Source organism: Ancylobacter terrae, from assembly GCF_045108345.1.
Lineage (GTDB): Bacteria > Pseudomonadota > Alphaproteobacteria > Rhizobiales > Xanthobacteraceae > Ancylobacter.
The window spans coordinates 339,585-357,379 of the sequence record NZ_JBJGXH010000004.1 but is presented as its reverse complement, the minus strand read 5'-3'; the positions used below and the strand labels follow the sequence as shown (position 1 = coordinate 357,379).

At 68.8% G+C, this 17,795-nt stretch carries 17 protein-coding genes; 6 read left to right on the top strand and 11 right to left on the bottom strand.

All coding sequences use genetic code 11. The annotated features are described in order from the left end of the window. Positions 1-4 precede the first annotated feature (4 nt). Positions 5-1,426 (bottom strand): adenosylhomocysteinase, encoded by a 1,422-nt coding sequence (gene ahcY / locus ACEUEL_RS20220; protein ID WP_405709365.1) that lies wholly within the window; start codon positions 1,424-1,426, stop codon positions 5-7. Positions 1,427-1,555: 129 nt separating this feature from the next. Here ahcY and ACEUEL_RS20215 point away from each other — a divergent pair, with 129 nt between their 5' ends. After that, complete coding sequence (locus tag ACEUEL_RS20215) at positions 1,556-2,284, top strand: SGNH/GDSL hydrolase family protein (protein WP_405709362.1); 729 nt, start codon at positions 1,556-1,558, stop codon at positions 2,282-2,284. Positions 2,285-2,286: 2 nt separating this feature from the next. Here the strand turns inward: ACEUEL_RS20215 and ACEUEL_RS20210 are convergent, their stop codons facing one another. From ACEUEL_RS20210 to ACEUEL_RS20190, 5 genes are all read right to left on the bottom strand, one after another. After that, a complete protein-coding gene (locus ACEUEL_RS20210; protein ID WP_405709360.1) occupies positions 2,287-2,598 on the bottom strand; it encodes an HPr family phosphocarrier protein in 312 nt (103 codons plus the stop codon). Then, positions 2,595-2,996 carry a PTS sugar transporter subunit IIA gene (locus ACEUEL_RS20205; protein WP_405709357.1) on the bottom strand — a complete coding sequence of 134 codons (402 nt, stop codon included), beginning with the start codon at positions 2,994-2,996 and terminating at the stop codon, positions 2,595-2,597. Before ACEUEL_RS20205 ends, ACEUEL_RS20210 begins: the two co-directional genes overlap by 4 nt. Positions 2,997-3,128: 132 nt before the next feature. Then, complete coding sequence (locus tag ACEUEL_RS20200; protein ID WP_405709354.1) at positions 3,129-3,581, bottom strand: HPr kinase/phosphorylase; 453 nt, start codon at positions 3,579-3,581, stop codon at positions 3,129-3,131. A 7-nt stretch (positions 3,582-3,588) separates the two neighbouring features. Continuing rightward, complete coding sequence (locus ACEUEL_RS20195; protein ID WP_405709351.1) at positions 3,589-5,481, bottom strand: stimulus-sensing domain-containing protein; 1,893 nt, start codon at positions 5,479-5,481, stop codon at positions 3,589-3,591. Positions 5,482-5,490: 9 nt separating this feature from the next. Next, positions 5,491-6,189, bottom strand: a complete 699-nt coding sequence (locus ACEUEL_RS20190; RefSeq protein WP_405709348.1) for a response regulator transcription factor — start codon at positions 6,187-6,189, stop codon at positions 5,491-5,493. A gap of 300 nt (positions 6,190-6,489) precedes the next feature. On the opposite strand from ACEUEL_RS20190, the gene ACEUEL_RS20185 reads away from it, so the two are divergent. Next, positions 6,490-7,242: a HugZ family pyridoxamine 5'-phosphate oxidase gene (locus tag ACEUEL_RS20185; RefSeq protein ID WP_405709345.1), complete on the top strand. Its 753-nt coding sequence runs from the start codon at positions 6,490-6,492 to the stop codon at positions 7,240-7,242. An 85-nt stretch (positions 7,243-7,327) separates the two neighbouring features. Here the strand turns inward: ACEUEL_RS20185 and ACEUEL_RS20180 are convergent, their stop codons facing one another. Then, positions 7,328-8,050 (bottom strand): Crp/Fnr family transcriptional regulator, encoded by a 723-nt coding sequence (locus tag ACEUEL_RS20180; protein WP_405709342.1) that lies wholly within the window; start codon positions 8,048-8,050, stop codon positions 7,328-7,330. A 353-nt stretch (positions 8,051-8,403) separates the two neighbouring features. Between ACEUEL_RS20180 and ACEUEL_RS20175 the strand changes: the two genes are divergently transcribed. Continuing rightward, complete coding sequence (locus ACEUEL_RS20175) at positions 8,404-10,017, top strand: phosphoenolpyruvate carboxykinase (protein ID WP_405709339.1); 1,614 nt, start codon at positions 8,404-8,406, stop codon at positions 10,015-10,017. Positions 10,018-10,257: 240 nt separating this feature from the next. Here ACEUEL_RS20175 and ACEUEL_RS20170 read toward each other — a convergent pair whose 3' ends face one another. Next, a complete protein-coding gene (locus ACEUEL_RS20170) occupies positions 10,258-11,649 on the bottom strand; it encodes a sodium:proton antiporter (protein WP_405709559.1) in 1,392 nt (463 codons plus the stop codon). A 262-nt stretch (positions 11,650-11,911) separates the two neighbouring features. Between ACEUEL_RS20170 and recR the strand changes: the two genes are divergently transcribed. Then, complete coding sequence (gene recR, locus ACEUEL_RS20165; protein ID WP_405709336.1) at positions 11,912-12,517, top strand: recombination mediator RecR; 606 nt, start codon at positions 11,912-11,914, stop codon at positions 12,515-12,517. 188 nt (positions 12,518-12,705) lie between these two features. Here recR and ACEUEL_RS20160 read toward each other — a convergent pair whose 3' ends face one another. The 3 genes from ACEUEL_RS20160 to ACEUEL_RS20150 form a co-directional block, all read right to left on the bottom strand. Beyond that, positions 12,706-14,079, bottom strand: a complete 1,374-nt coding sequence (locus ACEUEL_RS20160; protein WP_405709333.1) for an AmpG family muropeptide MFS transporter — start codon at positions 14,077-14,079, stop codon at positions 12,706-12,708. A 95-nt stretch (positions 14,080-14,174) separates the two neighbouring features. After that, entirely contained in the window at positions 14,175-15,560 is a 1,386-nt protein-coding gene (locus tag ACEUEL_RS20155) for a dicarboxylate/amino acid:cation symporter (RefSeq protein ID WP_405709331.1), read from the bottom strand. Position 15,561: 1 nt separating this feature from the next. After that, positions 15,562-16,404 carry a substrate-binding periplasmic protein gene (locus tag ACEUEL_RS20150; protein ID WP_405709328.1) on the bottom strand — a complete coding sequence of 281 codons (843 nt, stop codon included), beginning with the start codon at positions 16,402-16,404 and terminating at the stop codon, positions 15,562-15,564. Positions 16,405-16,577: 173 nt separating this feature from the next. On the opposite strand from ACEUEL_RS20150, the gene ACEUEL_RS20145 reads away from it, so the two are divergent. Further along, positions 16,578-16,928 carry a MarR family transcriptional regulator gene (locus ACEUEL_RS20145; protein ID WP_405709325.1) on the top strand — a complete coding sequence of 117 codons (351 nt, stop codon included), beginning with the start codon at positions 16,578-16,580 and terminating at the stop codon, positions 16,926-16,928. 13 nt (positions 16,929-16,941) lie between these two features. After that, the gene (locus tag ACEUEL_RS20140) at positions 16,942-17,793 is read left to right on the top strand and encodes a C40 family peptidase (protein ID WP_405709322.1); all 852 of its coding nucleotides are present in this window, start codon (positions 16,942-16,944) and stop codon (positions 17,791-17,793) included. Positions 17,794-17,795 lie beyond the last annotated feature (2 nt).

Here is a 17,795-nt window from a genome sequence, read left to right as displayed (position 1 = left end):
TCGTTCAGTAGCGGTAATGGTCCGGCTTGAACGGCCCGTCGACGGTCACGCCGATATAATCGGCCTGCTCCGGCGACAGCTTGGTGAGCTTCACGCCGAGTTTGTCGAGATGCAGCGCCGCCACCTTCTCGTCGAGGAACTTGGGCAGCGTGTAGACCTTGCGGTCATACTTGCCGGGGTTCGCCCACAATTCGATCTGCGCCAGCGTCTGGTTGGCGAAGGAGGAGGACATCACGAAAGACGGGTGGCCCATCGCATTGCCCAGATTCACCAGCCGTCCCTCGGACAGCAGGATGATGCGCCGGCCCGACGGGAACTCGATCTCGTCGACCTGCGGCTTGATGTTGGTCCACTTGAAATTGCGCAGCCCGGCGACCTGGATTTCGTTGTCGAAGTGGCCGATGTTGCAGACGATGGCCCGGTCCTTCATCTGCCGCATGTGGTCGACGGTGATGATGTCGCGGTTGCCGGTGCAGGTGACATAGATGTCGGCGCGCGAGAACGCCTCTTCGATCGTCGTCACCTCGTAGCCTTCCATCGAGGCCTGCAGCGCGCAGATCGGATCGACTTCCGAGACGATGACGCGGGCGCCGGCCTGACGCAGCGAGGCGGCCGAGCCTTTGCCGACATCGCCGAAGCCGGCGACGAAGGCGACCTTGCCGGCGAGCATCACGTCGGTGCCGCGGCGGATGGCGTCGACGAGGCTCTCGCGGCAGCCATAGAGGTTGTCGAATTTCGACTTGGTGACGCTGTCGTTCACGTTGATCGCCGGGAACAGCAGCTTGCCCTGCTCGGCCAGCTTGTAGAGCCGGTGCACGCCGGTGGTGGTCTCTTCCGAGACACCCTTGATCGAGGCGGCGACCTGCGCGAACCAGCCCTTCGGCTTCTCGGCCAGCAGCTTCCTGATCAGTGCGAAGAAGATCTCCTCCTCTTCCGATGCCGGCGTGTCGAGAAAGGCGGTATCACCGTTCTCGGCACGCAGGCCGTGGTGGACGAGCATGGTCGCGTCGCCACCGTCGTCGAGGATCATGTTGGGCACCAGGCTCTCGGCGGGCTTCGCGCCATGCCAGTCGAATAGGCGCGCGGTGAAGTCCCAATATTCCTTCAGCGTCTCGCCCTTGAAGGCGAAGACCGGCGTGCCGGCTGCGGCGATGGCGGCGGCGGCGTGGTCCTGCGTCGAGAAGATGTTGCAGGAGACCCACCGCACATCGGCGCCCAGTGCCTTCAGCGTCTCGATCAGCACGGCGGTCTGGATCGTCATGTGCAGCGATCCGGCAATCCGCGCGCCCTTCAGCGGCTGTGCCGGGCCGTATTCGGCGCGGATCGCCATCAGGCCCGGCATCTCGCTCTCGGCGAGGTCGATCTCCTTGCGTCCGAAGTCAGCGAGGCCGATGTCCCGCACGATATAGTCGCTGGCGATCGTCATGATGTCGTTCCTGTGTTGCGCCGGTCCCGCGATTTGTGGGCGTGATAGCAGCCGGCGCTCGAGATGACAATAACGATATAAAGATGTCTTTATATTGCGGGAGGCAGGCATATGCGGGCGTGTTGGATCATGGCAGGCGTTGCGGCTCTAGCGGCGGCCGGACTGCTCGCCACGGCATTGCTGGCAGGGAAGGGCTTGCGCTACTTCTTCGAGGAGCGCTCGCGCCTGCGGCTCGAACCGGTGTTCACGGCCCGCTTCGCTGCCGCCAATGCGGCGCTGCCCGCGCCGAAGGGCAAGCGCCTGGTCTTGTTCGGCGATTCCCGCGCGGTACAACTCGCGATGAACGCACCCGATCCGGACTGGGAGGTGGTGGAACGGGCAATCTCCGGCGAGAGCACGGCACAGATGCGCTACCGTTTTGCCGCCGATGTTTTGGCTCCGAAGCCGCAAGCGGTCGTGATCTTCGCCGGCATCAATGATCTCGTCGCCGCGGCGGCCCTGCCCGAATTGCGGCAGGCCGCGACGCAGGCCACCATCACGAACCTCTCCGCCTTCGTCGCCGAGGCCCGCGCGGCCGAAATCGAGGTGGTGCTGCTGACCATCGTGCGCCCGGCGGCGGTGCGGCTGTTGCGGCGGCCGATCTGGTCGGACACCGTATTCGACCTCGTGGCGCAGACCAATGAACGACTGCGCGCGCTGGCCGGGCCGGGCGTCCGGGTGATCGATGCCGACACCTTGCTCGCCGGACGCGAGGCGCGTCTGCCGGGCCGTTACGCCACGGACGAAATCCATCTGAACGCTGAAGCGAATGCCGTGCTGCGCGCCGCGATCGCGACGGCGCTGGAGCGAGTCGACTGACCCTATTCACCTTCTCCGAAGCGGTCGGCGATGAGGGCGTCGAGCGCTTCGATCACCGCCTGCGCTTCCCGGCCGGAGGCCTCGACGAGGATCGAGGTGCCGGGCGCAGCGGCCAGCATCATCAATCCCATGATGGAGGTGCCGCCCACCGTCTCGCCGCAGCGCGTCACCCGGACCAGCGCATCGAAGCGCTCCACCGTCTGCACGAACTTCGCCGAGGCCCGCGCGTGCAGGCCGCGCTTGTTGACGATGAACAGTTCCCGGCGCAGGGCCGGCGCTTCGGAGGTCTCGGATCCGCTCTTCGTCACGCTCATTTGCCGGCGAGCACCCGGCTCGCGATGTTGATGTATTTGCGCCCCGCTTCCTGCGCCTGTGCGACCGCCTCCTTGAGCGGCACGTCGGCGCGGATGGTGGCGAGTTTCACCAGCATCGGCAGGTTGATGCCCGCGACCACCTCGATGTCGGGCGCGTTCATCACGGAGATGGCGAGATTGGAGGGCGTGCCGCCGAACATGTCGGTGAGGATCACGACGCCCTCGCCGCTGTTGGCTGCCTCGACGCAGGTGACGATGTCCTGCCGGCGCTGCTCAATATCGTCGTCCGGGCCGATCGTGACCGTCTCAATCTGGGATTGCGGACCCATGACGTGTTCCAGCGCGGCGCGGAATTCGCTGGCGAGATGTCCGTGGGTGACGAGTACGAGACCGATCATATGCTCCGCCGTCCACGCTGCGGGCCGGCTCCGAGCGGCCAAGGCCGCGGGACGCACATCATCGTTGCACTGCACATGAATGGCAAGTGTCTGATTGGAAAGTGTCCACGGATGCCGCCATCCCGCTGGCGCCTATGTTTGAGGCGGTGGCGCTCGCGAAATCAGCAGTCCGATCAAGGGCAAGAGCGGATCGTGTCCGGCCGGTAGCGGCAGTCGCGGCACCCGGATGCCCGCGATTTCGGTGGTAAGCGCGTTTTCGGGAGGCATGCGCGCACCATCCTGCGCGGCGAGATCGACGACCAGGCGGACGCGCGTGTGCGCTGCGAAGGGGAGTTGACGGATGCCGACGCCGCGGATTTCGATCAGGCCGGCGAGGACTGGAGGGGGCCCTGCGACAAGGTGTCCGTCCTCGGCGCCGAGGAGAACACGGTCATCGGCGACGAGTACGGTCCTGCCGATCGCGCCCGTCCGGCCCGCGACGATGAGGGCCAGCGCGAGGCGCGACTTGCCGCTGCCGGACGGGCCGCGGATCAGCACGCCCGCCTCGTCGATCGCAACGCAGGAGGCGTGATCCGACGTCGTCATGCTGCGCTCACGCCGGCGGCAGGCGGACGATGAAGCGCGCCCCGGCGCGGTGCGGCTCCTCCGGCGGCGCGGGCGGCTCACCGGTGGTGGAGGTGCCGCGCTTGGCCGGTCGCTTGCGCTTCCTTCCCTCGCTTTCAGCCATCCGGTTCTCGGCCCAGATGCGGCCGCCATGGGCATCGACGATCTGCCGCGAGATCGACAGCCCCAGCCCGGAATTCTGGCCGAAACCCTGTTCTTCCGGACGGTCGGTGTAGAAACGCTCGAAGATGCGCGCCAGAGCGTGCGGGGGGATGCCCGGGCCGTCGTCATCGACCACGATCTCCACGGCGTCCTTCAGCCGCCGGCAGGTCACGCGCACCTCACCGCCCTTCGGCGAAAAGGATCGGGCATTGTCGATCAGGTTGTTCACCACCTGGCCGAGGCGGGAATCGTGGCCGAGCACGATGAATTCGCCGTTGATGCCCGGCGCCCGCTCGAATGCCAGCGTCACCGTCACGCCGTCCGCGCGGCGCACGTCATTGTGCACCGAGGTCACCGCGGAGAGCAGTTGCGACAGGTCGACCGGCACGGCCTCCTGGCGCTGGAGTTCGGCGTCGAGGCGGCTGGCGTCGGAGATATCGGTGATCAGGCGGTCGAGCCGCCTCACGTCGTGCTGGATCACCTCGAGCAGGCGACCGCGCGAGGCGTCGGTCTTGGCCAGCGGCAGCGTCTCCACGGCGGAGCGCAGCGAGGTCAGCGGGTTCTTCAGTTCGTGCGAGACATCGGCGGCGAAGCTCTCGATGGCCTCGATACGGGCATAGAGCGCGCCGGTCATGTCGCGCAGGGCGCCGGAGAGGTGGCCGATCTCATCGGAGCGGCCGGTGAAATCGGGAATCTCCACCCGCTGGCGGGTGCGCCGGCGCACCCGCTCCGCCGCATCGGCGAGCTTGCGCACGGGACCGGCGATGGTACCGGCGAGCAGGAACGACAGCACCGCCATCACTGCCATGGCGACGAGGAAGACGCGCACGATGACGAAGCGCTCGGCCTCCACCGCCTGGTCGATCTCCCCGCCCTGGGTCGAGAGCAGAAGCGCACCGAGAATGGCCCGGAAACGCTGAACCGGCACGGCGACCGAGACGATCACCTCGCCGCGATCGTTCACCTGCACCGCGCTTGATTTCTGGCCGCGCAGCGCTTCGGCGACCGCGGGGTCGGCCTTGCCGTTATTGGGACCGAGTTCGTGATAGAGCGGCAGGTCGCCGCGCACGAACCAGAGCTTGAGGCTGTTCCAGCCCCGCTCCATCCAGTTCGGCTTGCGCGTGGTCGGGGCCGGCAGCTCGAAGCGCAGTATTTCGCCGCGCGAATAGAGGGAGCGCGAATCGAGCAGCAGCGTGCCGTCGCGATCATAGATGCGTGCGCGGGTTCCGGTCGGTTCGACCAAGCGCTTGAGAACGGGGGCCACCCGCTCCGGATTGATCGGGAATTCCAGCGGCGCAAAGCCCTCCTCGCCGGGTCCGTAGCTTTCGCCGGCCTGCAACTCGAGCAGTCGCTCGGGGTCGATGGTGATGGCATTGGTTTCGACCTGCGCCGAGGCGGCGATCGCGCCGGCGATGATCTCGCCCTGCACCAGGAGGCTCTGCACCCGCGCGTCGATCAGCCCGGCGCGGAACTCCGACAGGTAGAGGATGCCCGAGACCAGTGTGCACAGGCCCGCGAGGTTCAGCAGGACGATGCGGCGCGTGAGGCTTGAGAAGCTCTTGAAGGCGACGAATCGCTTCAGCCGCCGGAACGTGGCGATGAGATCGGCGATCCGGCCGAAATGGAACGCAGGCCGGCGACGCGGCGCGGGCCCATAATCCTCCGGCGCATCGGGCTCGCCGTCCTGCGGCGCGGCCCGTGTGGAATCGGGATCGAGCAAGAGCGATCCTCACTCCTTGAAGCGGTAGCCGACGCCGTACAGCGTCTCGATCATCTCGAAATTGTCGTCCGCCTGCTTGAACTTCTTGCGCAGGCGCTTGATGTGGCTGTCGATGGTGCGGTCGTCGACATAGACCTGATCGTCATAGGCCGCGTCCATCAGCGCGTTGCGGCTCTTGACGACGCCCGGACGGGTCGCCAGCGCCTGCAGGATCAGGAATTCGGTGACGGTGAGGGTGACGTTCTCGCCCTTCCACGTGCAGGTGTGGCGCTCGGGGTCCATGCGCAGCAGGCCCCGTTCCAGCACCTTGGCGCTGTCGGTCTCGCGTGGGGCGGTGCCGTCCTTGGGCGCGAAGCGGCGCAGCACCGCCTTGACCCGCTCGACCAGAAGCCGCTGGGAGAACGGCTTCTTGATGAAGTCGTCGGCGCCCATCTTCAGGCCGAAGAGTTCGTCGATCTCGTCGTCCTTGGAGGTCAGGAAGATCACCGGCATATCGCTCTTCTGGCGCAGGCGGCGCAGCAGTTCCATGCCGTCCATGCGGGGCATCTTGATGTCGAAGATGGCCATATCCGGCGGATTCGTCTTGAAACCGTCGAGCGCGGTGGCTCCATCCGTGTAGGTCTGGATGCGGTAACCTTCGGCTTCCAGTGCGATCGAGACCGAGGTCAGAATGTTGCGGTCGTCGTCGACAAGGGCAATGGTCGGCATTGCGATGCTTTCCTGTTCGTCCGCAGGTTCCGCGCGGAAAGGGCGGGTGAACCGTGCCGGCGTGGCCATAATGTGACAGGCAATGGCCGCCGCCCGAAAATAGCGCGTTTCCGGGCGCATGGCCAAGAATTCGGCGATTCCACCCGGGGGGCGGTCCGCCCCGCCGCCCCGGGGTTCTGCGGGAGTGGGCCCAAAACGAGCCGATCTTGACGGCCGCCAGAGGCAAAAGCCTTTCAAATCCCGCGTTTTCAGCTAGATGCTGCCCTTGGCCGGGAAGCCCGACGAGAAGACGAGATTGTCATGAACACCACGACCGATGCCGCCGGAGGCTTCGATCCGGCCCTCGCCGCCAAGCGCCTGATTCGCGAGGCGCGTACTGCTGCGCTGGGGACGCTCGATCCGGACGGTGCGCCCTATGTGTCGCTCGTCACGGTGGCGACGCTGCCGGACGGCGCGCCCGTGCTGCTGCTCTCGCGCCTGGCGCGGCATACCCGCAACCTCGCCGCCGACCCGCGCGTGAGCCTGCTGGTCGACGAGCGCCGCGCCGGCGATCCGCTCGAAGGCGCCCGCGTGAGCCTCACCGGCACCATCGCGGCAACACCGGACGAGACCGCACGGCGCCGCTTCCTGGCCCGCCATCCGGAGGCCGAAGGCTATGCCGGATTCGCCGATTTCACCTTTTATCGCATCGACTTGACGGGTGGCCACCTGGTCGCCGGTTTCGGCCGTATCGTCGATCTCGACGCCGCCGACCTCACCACGGACCTCGCCGGCGCCGAGGGCCTGCTGGCGGCCGAGGCGGGGGCGGTGGCGCATATGAACGAGGACCACGCCGACGCGGTGGCCGCCTATGCGACGGGGCTGCTGAAGGCGCCGGCCGGCGACTGGGTTCTGATCGGAATCGACCCGGAAGGCTGCGATATCATGGCCGATGGCGTGGTCCGCCGCCTCGATTTTCCCCGCCGGGTCGACAATCCGCGCGACATGCGCATCGTGCTGGTGGAACTCGCCCACCGGGCCCGTGGCGGGGAGGGGTCTGCCGCCTCGCACTGAGCTTTTTCGCACTGACCGATCGGTGCAGTGAGGTGGATGATCAGACCGATCCGGTGGATGATCGGACCAGTCGGATCAAATCACCTCACAGCAGCGGGCGCGGCGTCACCTCGTCGTCGAAATGCTGGGCGAGGCGCTCCAGCACGCGCGGGTTCTCCAGCTTCAGCCGGCCGTTCTGCCGGCTGAACAGCCCGAGCCGGCGCAGCCGCGCCAGCGTCTTGTTGGTGTGCACCAGCGACAGGCCCAGCGCCTCGGCGATGTGGGTCTGGTTCAGCGGGAACTCGAAGGCGCCGTCCTCGACCAGCCCCAGCGCGTCGCAGCGCTTGTAGAGCGAGATGATGAGGGCGGCGACGCGCTCGGTGGCGTTGCGCAGGCCGACCGACATCAGGTTCTCGTCGACGAGGCTCTCCTCACGCGCGCCCAGCCAGGTCGCCTCGAAGGCGAGCTCGGGCATGCTCTCGAACAGCGCCCAGACCCGCCGGCGCGGGAACACGCAGAGCTCGACCGCCGTCAGCGCCTCGACGCCGTGCAGCGCGGCGCCGAACATCGAGGCCTGCAGCCCGATGAAGTCGCCCGGCAGCAGGAAGTTGAGGATGTGCCGCCGCCCGTCGGGCAGGCTCTTGTAGCGGAAGGCCCAGCCGGAGAAGAGCGTGAACAGCTCGGCGTCGGCCTGCTCGGGATGGATGATCTCGGAACCGGCGGCGACGACCAGGTGGTCGCGCTTCATGGAGTTCAGGAAGGCGATCTCCGGCTCGCTCTTCTTGATGAAGGCGCGCATCTGGCGCAGCGGGCACTCGAAGCACGGCACGCGCCCCCGGACAGGGGCGGATCCCTCGGGGGGCGCTTCGATGCGCGCGGCTTGCGGTGATGTCGCCATGTCGATTGCTTAGCACAATCGTGGCGGGACAATAGTGTTTCTCCATCGATGCCGCGCTTTTACCTGCGGCGCGCGGATGCCGACCGCATTGCGCGTCAACCGGCTTTCACCAATAGTCATGCCGGCCACGGGCTGGACCGCGGCCGGCTGCCTCCACTGCCGGCGCCCGCCATAAAACCAGCACAAGTGGCGGCGAAGACGCTGACCTTACCGGGCGTGCTTCGACGGTCGGTCGGCCCATGCGACGGGAGCCGCTAACGGCTCCGGCAACCAGGGAGGATACCGTGCAGGAAACCGGCACACGCAACAGCGCCAGTGGCGCCGCCGCCCTCGGCCTCGAAGGTTCGGGCATCGTCTACTGGAATCTCACCGAGCCGGTCCTGTACGAGCGCGCCATCGCGCGCGGCGAGGCCCGTCTCACCGCGTCCGGCGCGATCGCCGCCGACACCGGCGTGCACACCGGCCGCAGCCCGAAGGACCGCTTCATCATCCGCGACGGCGAGACCGAAGACGAGATCTGGTGGGACAACAACAACGCCATCTCGCGCGAGCATTTCGACGTGCTGAAGGCGGATTTCCTCGCCTATGCGGCGACCCGGACCCTGTTCGCGCAGGACCTCGAGGGCGGCGCCGATCCGCGCCATGCGCTCGGCGTGCGCGTCTACACCGAGTTCGCCTGGCATGCCCTGTTCATCCGCACCATGCTGCGCCGGCCCGACCGCGCCGCGCTGGAAAGCGCCCAGCCGGGCCTCACCATCCTGTGCCTGCCCGGCTTCAAGGCGGATCCTGAAAAGCACGGCGTGCGCACCGAGACGGTGATCGCCTGCGACTTCACCAACGGCCTCGTGCTGATCGGCGGCACCTCCTATGCCGGCGAGATGAAGAAATCGGTGTTCAGCTTCCTGAACTACAAGCTGCCGCCCAAGGGCGTGATGCCGATGCACTGCTCGGCCAATGCCGGCGAGGCCGGCGACGTCGCGATCTTCTTCGGCCTGTCCGGCACCGGCAAGACCACGCTCTCGGCCGATCCCTCCCGCATCCTGCTCGGCGACGACGAGCACGGCTGGAACGATGACGGCGTGTTCAATTTCGAGGGCGGCTGCTACGCCAAGACCATCAACCTCTCGGCCGAGGCCGAGCCCGAGATCTACGCCGCCTCGAACCGCTTCGGCACCGTGCTCGAGAATGTCGTGCTCGACCCCGAGACGCGGGTGCCCGATTTCGACGACGGTTCGCTGGCCGAGAACGCGCGCTCTTGCTACCCGCTCGACTTCATCGCCAATGCCAGCCCGAGCGGGCGGGGCGGCCAGCCGCGCAACCTGATCATGCTGACCTGCGATGCGTTCGGGGTGATGCCGCCCATCGCCCGGCTGACCCCAGCCGAGGCGATGTACCACTTCATCTCCGGCTACACCGCCAAGGTGGCGGGCACCGAGAAGGGCGTGACCGGCCCCGAGGCGACCTTCTCCACCTGCTTCGGCGCCCCCTTCATGCCGCGCCACCCCTCGGTCTACGGCAACCTGCTGCGCGACCTCATCGCCCGGCACAATGTCGATTGCTGGCTGGTCAACACCGGCTGGACCGGCGGCAAGGAGGGCGTGGGCCGGCGCATGCCGATCGGGGTGACGCGCACCCTGCTCGCCGCCGTGCTCGACGGCTCGCTGCGCGAGGTCGATTTCCGCACCGATCCCTATTTCGGCTTCGCGGTGCCGACCTCCGTGCCCGGCATCGAGCCGCATCTGCTCAACCCGGCGAAGACCTGGGCCAGCAAAGCCGAGTTCGACGCCACCGCGCGCGCGCTGGTGGCGATGTTCGCGGAGAATTTCACGCGCTTCGAGGCGCATGTCGACGCCGAGGTGATGCAGGCGCAGCCGCACATCGCCATCGCGGCGGAGTGACGCCGACCCCGTCAGCCGCCCCTCGTGCCCGGGCGGGATGCCCGGCGCGCGAAGGCGGCACCCTCGCAACTCTCCCTCATGCCCGGGCTTGACCCGGGCACCCCGCTGCCGTGACCGGCCGGCTTGGTGCGGGCGTCACGAGCGGCCCGCCGGAAGCGGGGTCCCCGGGTCAAGCCCGGGGATGAGGGGAGCGATCTACGCGGGGAGGCGACGCAGGGACGAGAAGCGCGGGCGGTCGCGCTACAGGAAATACAACCAGGTCACCAGCGCGAAGCAGGGCAGCAGGATGGCGCCCGACCAGGCCATGTAGCCGAAGAAGCTCGGCATGGCGACGCCGCGCCCCTTGGCGATGGCGAGCACCATGAAGTTCGGCGCGTTGCCGATATAGGTCAGCGCCCCCATGAACACCGCGCCCGCCGAGATCGCCTCCAGCGTCACCGCCAGCGGTCCCATCAGGTGCTCGGCATCGCCGCCGGCGAGATTGAAGAAGACCAGATAGGTCGGGGCGTTGTCGAGGAAGCCGGAGAGCATTCCGGTCAGCCAGAAATACCAGAAGTTCACCGGGTTGCCGGCCTCGTCGGTGACGAGGTTGACGAGCGGCGCCAGCGCGCCCTGCTCGCCGGCCTTCAGGATGGCGATCACCGGCACGATGGTGAGGAAGATCGCCGCGAACAGCTTGGCGACCTCGCGGATCGGCTCCCAGTCGAAGCCGTTGCGCTCGCGGATGAAGGCCGGGGTGATGGCGAGCGAGATGGCCGCCAGCACCAGCATCAGCACGTCGCGCACCAGCGAGGGCAGTTCGACCGGCGTGCCGAGGATGTTGAAGCTGATGCCCGGCTTCCACAGCGCGCTCATCAGGATGGCGGCGATGACGCCGCCGAGCAGCGGGATGTTGCGCTTGCCGCGCAGGCCGAGGCTCTCCGTGTCCGGCGTCGGGTCCGGGCGGGCCGGCAGGTTCTCCTCGCGGGCGTAATAGTAGCGGTCCATGGCGTAGAACAGCGCCAGCAGGATCGGCACGATGATGCCGGTCTCGTGCAGCAGGTGCTCGGTGGTCCAGAAGAAGTCGACGCCCTTCAGGAAGCCGAGGAACAGCGGCGGATCGCCCAGCGGGGTGAGCGAGCCGCCGATGTTCGAGACGAGGAAGATGAAGAAGATCACCGTGTGGACGTTGTGGCGGCGGTTGTCGTTGGCGCGCAGCAGCGGCCGGATCAGCACCATCGAGGCGCCCGTCGTGCCGATCAGGCTGGCGAGCCCGGTGCCGATGGCAAGCAGCGCCGTGTTCACCCCCGGGCTGCCGTGCAGATTGCCGGTGACGAGGATGCCGCCGGAGATGGTGAACAGCGTGAACAGCAGGATGATGAAGGGGATGTATTCGAGCAGCCCGACATGCGCCACCTCGTGCACCACCGCGCCGCCGCCCTGGACGAGCGCGAACGGGACGAGGAAGGCGAGCGCCCAGAACAGCGCCACCTTGCCGTAGTGGTGATGCCAGAAATGCCCGGCCAGCAGCGGCAGCGTGGCGATCGACAGCAGCATGCCGGCGAAGGGAATGCCCCACACGAGCGACAGCCCGGCGCCGTCGAGCCCGACGCCCTCCGCCGCCGCGGCCGGGGCGACGCCGGCCGCGAGCATCAGCGCCAGCCCCAGCGGGAAGGCGCACAGCCCGCGGCGGAGGCGGGCAGGCGGGCGCGGCGCGCTCCCGGCGGCGGCATGGATGGCGGCTCGGGCCGTCGGTCGCAGCATCGGCATCCCCTCGTTGGTGTCGCGTTGGCGATCTTGGCTTCCCGGTTAGCAACCGCCCCCTGACGTGTCGAGCAAATCCGGTCGCCGGCGGCGATCACGTCGGCGTTGCCCCAATGCAGGGGGATGGTCTAGACCGGGGCGAGAGGTTCGCATGCCCCGCGCCGTCGCCGGTCCCGAGATCGAACGCCTGATCCAGCTGCTCGCCCGCGTGCCCGGGCTCGGGCCCCGCTCGGCCCGGCGCGCCGCGCTCGCGCTGATCAAGAAGCGCGAGGCGCTGATGGCCCCGCTCGCCGCCGCCATGGACGAGGCGCTGGCGCGGCTGACCGTCTGCCGCACCTGCGGCAACATCGACGTGCGCGATCCCTGCACCGTCTGCGCCGATCCCACCCGCGATCCCGCGCTGCTGGTCGTCGTCGCCGACGTCTCGGATCTCTGGGCGCTGGAGCGCTCCGGCGCCATTACCGCGCGCTACCACGTGCTCGGCGGCACGCTTTCCCCGCTCGACGGCATCGGCCCGGATGACCTCAACCTCACGAGCCTCGTCGCCCGCGCCCATGATCCGGCGATCCGCGAGGTGCTGCTGGCGCTCGGCGCCACCGTCGACGGCCAGACCACCGCCCACTACATCACCGACCTGCTGCGCGAGAGCGGGGTGAAGGTCACCCGCCTCGCCCATGGCGTGCCGGTGGGCGGCGAACTCGACTATCTCGACGAGGGCACGCTCGCCGCCGCCATCCGCGCCCGCACGACGTTCTGAGCGGGCTTCGCGTCGTCCCGGATGCGGTCTGCTCCCTCTGCCCGGCGGGGAGAGGCTGGGTGAGGGGGCGTCCTCGGCGATCCCGTCATCCCCGGGCTTGTCCCGGGGATCCACGTCTTTCTTGCCGTATGCACCCGGTCGACGTCGTGGATGGCCGGAACATGTCCCGCCATGACGAAGGGGGAAGGCTACGTCCCCGCCGGCCGCACCAGCTCGCGGAAATGGCCGCGTGCCTGGAGATAGGCGAGCAGGATCAGGCTCGGCACGGCGGTGGCGAGCGAGCCGACGAAGAACCACATCCAGCCGGTCTCGGCGGCGACATAGCCGGCGCTCGCCGACAGATAGGTGCGCCCGACCGCGGCCAGCGCGGTGAGCAGGGCGTATTGCGTCGCCGTGTGCAGCGGGTTCTGGCAGAGCGCGGAGAGATAGGCGACGAACACCACCGTGCCGATGGCGCCGGTGAAGTTCTCCGCGACGATGGCCAGCGTCAGCGCGGTGTAGTTGGTGCCGAGGCCCGCCAGCCAGGCGAAGGTGAGGTTGGAGCCCGCCTGCAGGATGGCGCCGATCCACAGCATGGTGGCGAGCGGCAAGGCGCGGGCGGCGAGCCCCCCGGCGATGCCGCCGATCAGCGTCGCGGCGAGGCCGACTCCCTTCACGATCGCCGCGTAGTCGGTGCGGGTGAAGCCGAGATCGATGACGAAGGGCGCCGTCATGGTGCCGGCGAAGGCGTCGCAGAACTTGTACAGCACCACGAAGGCCAGCACGGCGATGGCGAGCCGGCGCGACAGGAATTCGGTGAAGGCGCCGGCGGCGGCACGGAACACGCGGCGCACCGGCCCCTCCTGCGCCGCTTCGACGGCCTCGCGCCCTTGCGGCGCCGCCGGTTCGCCCGACAGAAGTACGGTGACCATGCCGACGCCGACGCAGGCCGCCATGGCGAGATAGCCGTAGTGCCAGGCCTGCGCCGCCGGAATGGCGAGCCAGCCCTCGATGAAGCTGACGAGGAACAGGACGCCCGCGGTCGAGACCAGCATGCCGACCCGATAGGCGGCGACATAGGCGCCCATGCCCGCCGCCTGCTCGGAAGGGTCGAGCCGCTCGACGCGGTAGGCGTCGATGACGATGTCCTGCGTCGCCGAGGCCGCCGCCACCAGCAGCGCGCCGAGCGCCACCATGCCCGGCGCCTTGGCCGGATCGAAGCTCGCCAGCAGCGCGATGGCCCCCGCCAGCAGTAATTGCGCGAAGACCAGCCAGCCGCGCCGCCGCCCCAGCAGGCGGCTGAGGAGGGGGATGGGGATGGCGTCCACCACCGGCGCCCAGAGGAATTTGAGCGTGTAGGGCGTGCCGACCAGCGCGAACAGGCCGATGGTGGTGAGATCGACGCCGGCCTCGCGCATCCAGATCAGCAGCGTCGAGCCCGACAGCGCCAGCGGCAGGCCCGAGGAGAAGCCGAGGAACATGATCGCCAGCACGCGCGGGCGAAGATAGACGGCGAGGCTGTCCCACCATCGCGCCCCACCCGAGGCGGGCGGCGGCGCAAGCGAGGGGGCGGCGTCGGACATCTCGGGGCCTCCGGCGATCCGGCTGGTCGGGCGAATCGCCACCCTACAGGACTTGGCCGGATTCGCTATCGGGACGGGGGAGGGGCGCCCGCGCCTCACTCCGCCGCGCCGGGCACCGGGGCGGGGGCGAAATGGCGGTCCTCGACATGGTGGTCCTGCTCCTCCGCCTGCGGGGCGATGGCGGCGGTCGCCGCGGCGATGGTCGACACCAGCGTGAGCGTGCGGAAGGTGTCGGATACCGCGTCCACCGCGATGAAGAGCACGAAGGCGGCCTCGAAGGGCAGGCCGAAATAGCCGCACAGCACCGACATCTGCGACAGCACCACGACGCCCGACATGCCCGCCGTGGTCAGCCCCAGCAGCACCGCCGAGAAGCCGAGCAGCACGAGGTCGGAGGCCGAGAGCGTGCGCCCGTAGAGCTGGGCGATGAACAGCGTGCCGGCGACATAGAGCATGATCGGCCCGGCCCGCAGCAGCGCGGTCTGCAACGGCACCAGCAACTCGACCACGACGCGGCTGAAGCGCAGCCGCCAGCTCAGGAGATCGATGATCGAGGGGATGCAGGCGACGCTGGAGCGGGTGGCGATGGCCATCATGAAGGTGGTCTGGTGCGCCTTGAAGGTCGTCCCGAGCGGCCGGCCGGAGCGGGCGGAGACGATGGCGACGGAGGCGGCCATGAACACCAGCGTCGCCAGCCCCATCACCACGAGGAAATGGATCATCAGCCGCAGCGGCTGCACCCCGATCGAGGCGGTCTGCTCGGCGATCATCGCGAAGGAGGCGAAGGGCAGCAACACGTTGAACCAGCGCGTCAGGATGATGCAGGCGCGGTAGACGGTGTCGAGCCCCTCGGCGAAGCTGTTCGAGACCGAATAGGGCACCCGCCCGACCGCGAGGCCGAACAGCAGCGAGAACAGCAGCACCTTGATGGTGTCGCCCGCGGCCAGCGCGCCGAAGATGTTGCTCGGCACCAGCTCGACGATCTTCACCAGCGGCCCCGGCGGCTGCACCGTGACGGCCGGCTCGGCCAGCGTCATCTGCAGGTCGGTCGCCAGCGTGTTGTCGCGGTTCAGCACCCGGCCGAACTCGATGCGCGCCTGCGGATCGGTGATCTCGCCCGGCTTCAGCGCCAGCGACAGGCTGCCCGCCACCGCCACGGCGGCGAAGGAGACGACGAGGATCGCCAGCACCACGCGGTAGAGATAGCGCGCCGATTCCGGATCGCGGATCAGCGCGCGGATGGAGAAGATGATCGAGGAGACGATGAAGGGCAGCACCACCATCTTGAGCAGCCCGATATAAGTCTGCCCGATCGGCGCCAGCAGCCGGGCGAGGGTGGGCGCATAGATGCCGCACACCACGCCGCCGCAGATGAACAGCACCACCGCCAGCGGCGACTGCAGGAACCGCGCGATTCCCGCGCCCGAGAGGAGCGGGGCGCGCGGCGCGGGATGCGGCGACAGATGCGGCGTGGTCGACACCTCAGCCGGCCCGGTGCCCGCCGGCGCCGTAGCGGGCGATGATCTCGTCGGCGGTGAGGGCGCGCGACCGGTTGGTCAGCTGCAGGAACAGATCGACATAGGCGGCGAGGTCCGGCGCGCGCGGGCCGATGCCGATGCCGATCGTGTCGGTGAGGTCGGTCAGCGAGACCGAGCGGGCGACGATGGTGAGCGAGGGGTCGTCCACCATCAGCTTCTTGATCTCGAACTCGTCGCGATAGGCGGCGTCGACATTGCCGGCGCGGATCGCCTCGCCGAGACGGGGCCAGCTGTCGAACTCGCGGATGCGGGCCTTGGGGAAGCTGCGCGGGGCGAATTCGGCGAAGGAGGAATTGGCGATGACGCCGAGCTCGCCCTCGAAGCCGCGGATCACCTCCTCCGCCTCGCGCCCGCGCGCCATGTCGGCGAAGCGCACGCGGTTGAGGATCAGGCCGTGGTTCAGCCGCGCATAGGGCTGCGAGTAGCGGATGATGCGGCCGCGGTTGAGCGTGCGCGAGAGCTTGCAGACGGCGATGTCGGCATCCCCGTTCGCCAGCACCGCCACCGCCTCGTTGAAGGTCTTGGGCGCGCGGTCGAAGACGATCTCGGCTCCGAGCGCCGTGCCGAGGTCGCGCAATATGTCGATGTCGATGCCGGTGACCCGCGTTCCCGGCCCGGAGAAGAACGGCGGCGAGTCGAAATCGGGCACGACGGCGCGGATCTTGCGCGCCCAGAGAATGTCGGTCAGCTCGGCGGCCTGTGCCCGCCGGCCCGCCGGCAAAGCCGCGGCCGAGAGGGCCGCCGCGCCTCCCGCCAGCAGGCGCCGTCTCGACAGCTCCGCCCCCAAAGGCCCGTCTCCACTCTCCCGCTACGAAGGCGGAAGCCTATCATTAATCATTCCCGGCACAAGGCGGCGCGCGGCCGGGGCGGGGTGGCGCAACGGCAACCGGGGCTCTTGCCGCGAAGGCGCCATGATGCCAAGAACAATACGCAACCGTAACGATTACGGCGGGGCCGTTCATGGCGATCGAGATGCGCGCCTCCCAGGCGATGCGCCTGCTGCACGGCTTCGCGCTGGCGCAGGTGCACGACGATGCGCCCGATCTCAGCCAGCGCCAGCTCGCCGTGCTGCTCACCGTCTATCTGGAATCGCCGCCCCACACGGTGCGCGCGCTCGCCGCGCGGCTCGGCGTCACCAAGCCGGTGATCACCCGTGCGCTCGACACGATGGGCGCGCTCAAGCTGGTCTCGCGCCGGCGCGACGACGCCGACCGGCGCAACGTGGTGATCCAGCGCACGGTCGAGGGTGCGCTCTACCTGGAACATCTCGGCGACCTGATGGTCGCCACCGCGAAAGCGCTGCCGCGATGAAGGACCTGACGCGATGAGCCCCCCCGATCCGCGCCTGACCCCCGCCCGCCCGGACCTCGCCGCCCGCCACCTGCGCGGCACCGTCGAGGCCGCCCGCTACGTCGACGGCACCAGCCGGCGCGTGCTCTGGCCCACCGTGCCGATGCGGCGCACGCCCTCGCCGGAGGTGAGCTACGTGACCGAGGCGCTGTTCGGCGAGACCGTCACCGTCTACGAGACGACGGAGGAGGGCTGGGCCTGGGGCCAGCTCGACCGCGACGGCTATGTCGGCTGGCTGCCGGCCGAGGCGCTCGGCCCGGCCGGGCCGGGGGCGACCCACAAGGTGGCGGCGCTGCGCACCCATGTCTATCCGCGGCCGAGCATCAAGATGCCGCCCAGCATCGCGCTGCCGCTCGGCAGCCGGCTCACCGTCGCCTCCATCCGCGAGCGCTTCGCCACCACCACCGAGGGCGGCTTCGTCTTCGCCGCGCATCTCGACCCGCTCGAGGCGGCCGAGCCCGATTTCGTCGAGGTGGCGCGCCGCTTCATGGGCACACCCTATCTCTGGGGAGGTCGCACCAATATGGGCCTCGATTGCTCGGGTCTGGTGCAGACGGCGCTGACCGCGGCCGGGATCGACTGCCCGCGCGACAGCGACATGCAGGAGCAGGCGGTCGGCACGCCGGTGCCCTATACGGGCGGCGCGGCGGGCCTCGAGCATGCCGACCTGCTGTTCTGGCCCGGCCATGTCGGCATCGTCGACGGCGACGCGCTGCTCCACGCCACGGCGCATTACATGGCGGTGGTGCGCGAGCCGCTGGAGGCCGCGCTCACCCGCATCGCCGAGGCGAGCGCGCCGGTTCGCACGGTCCGCCGGATCGGCTGAGC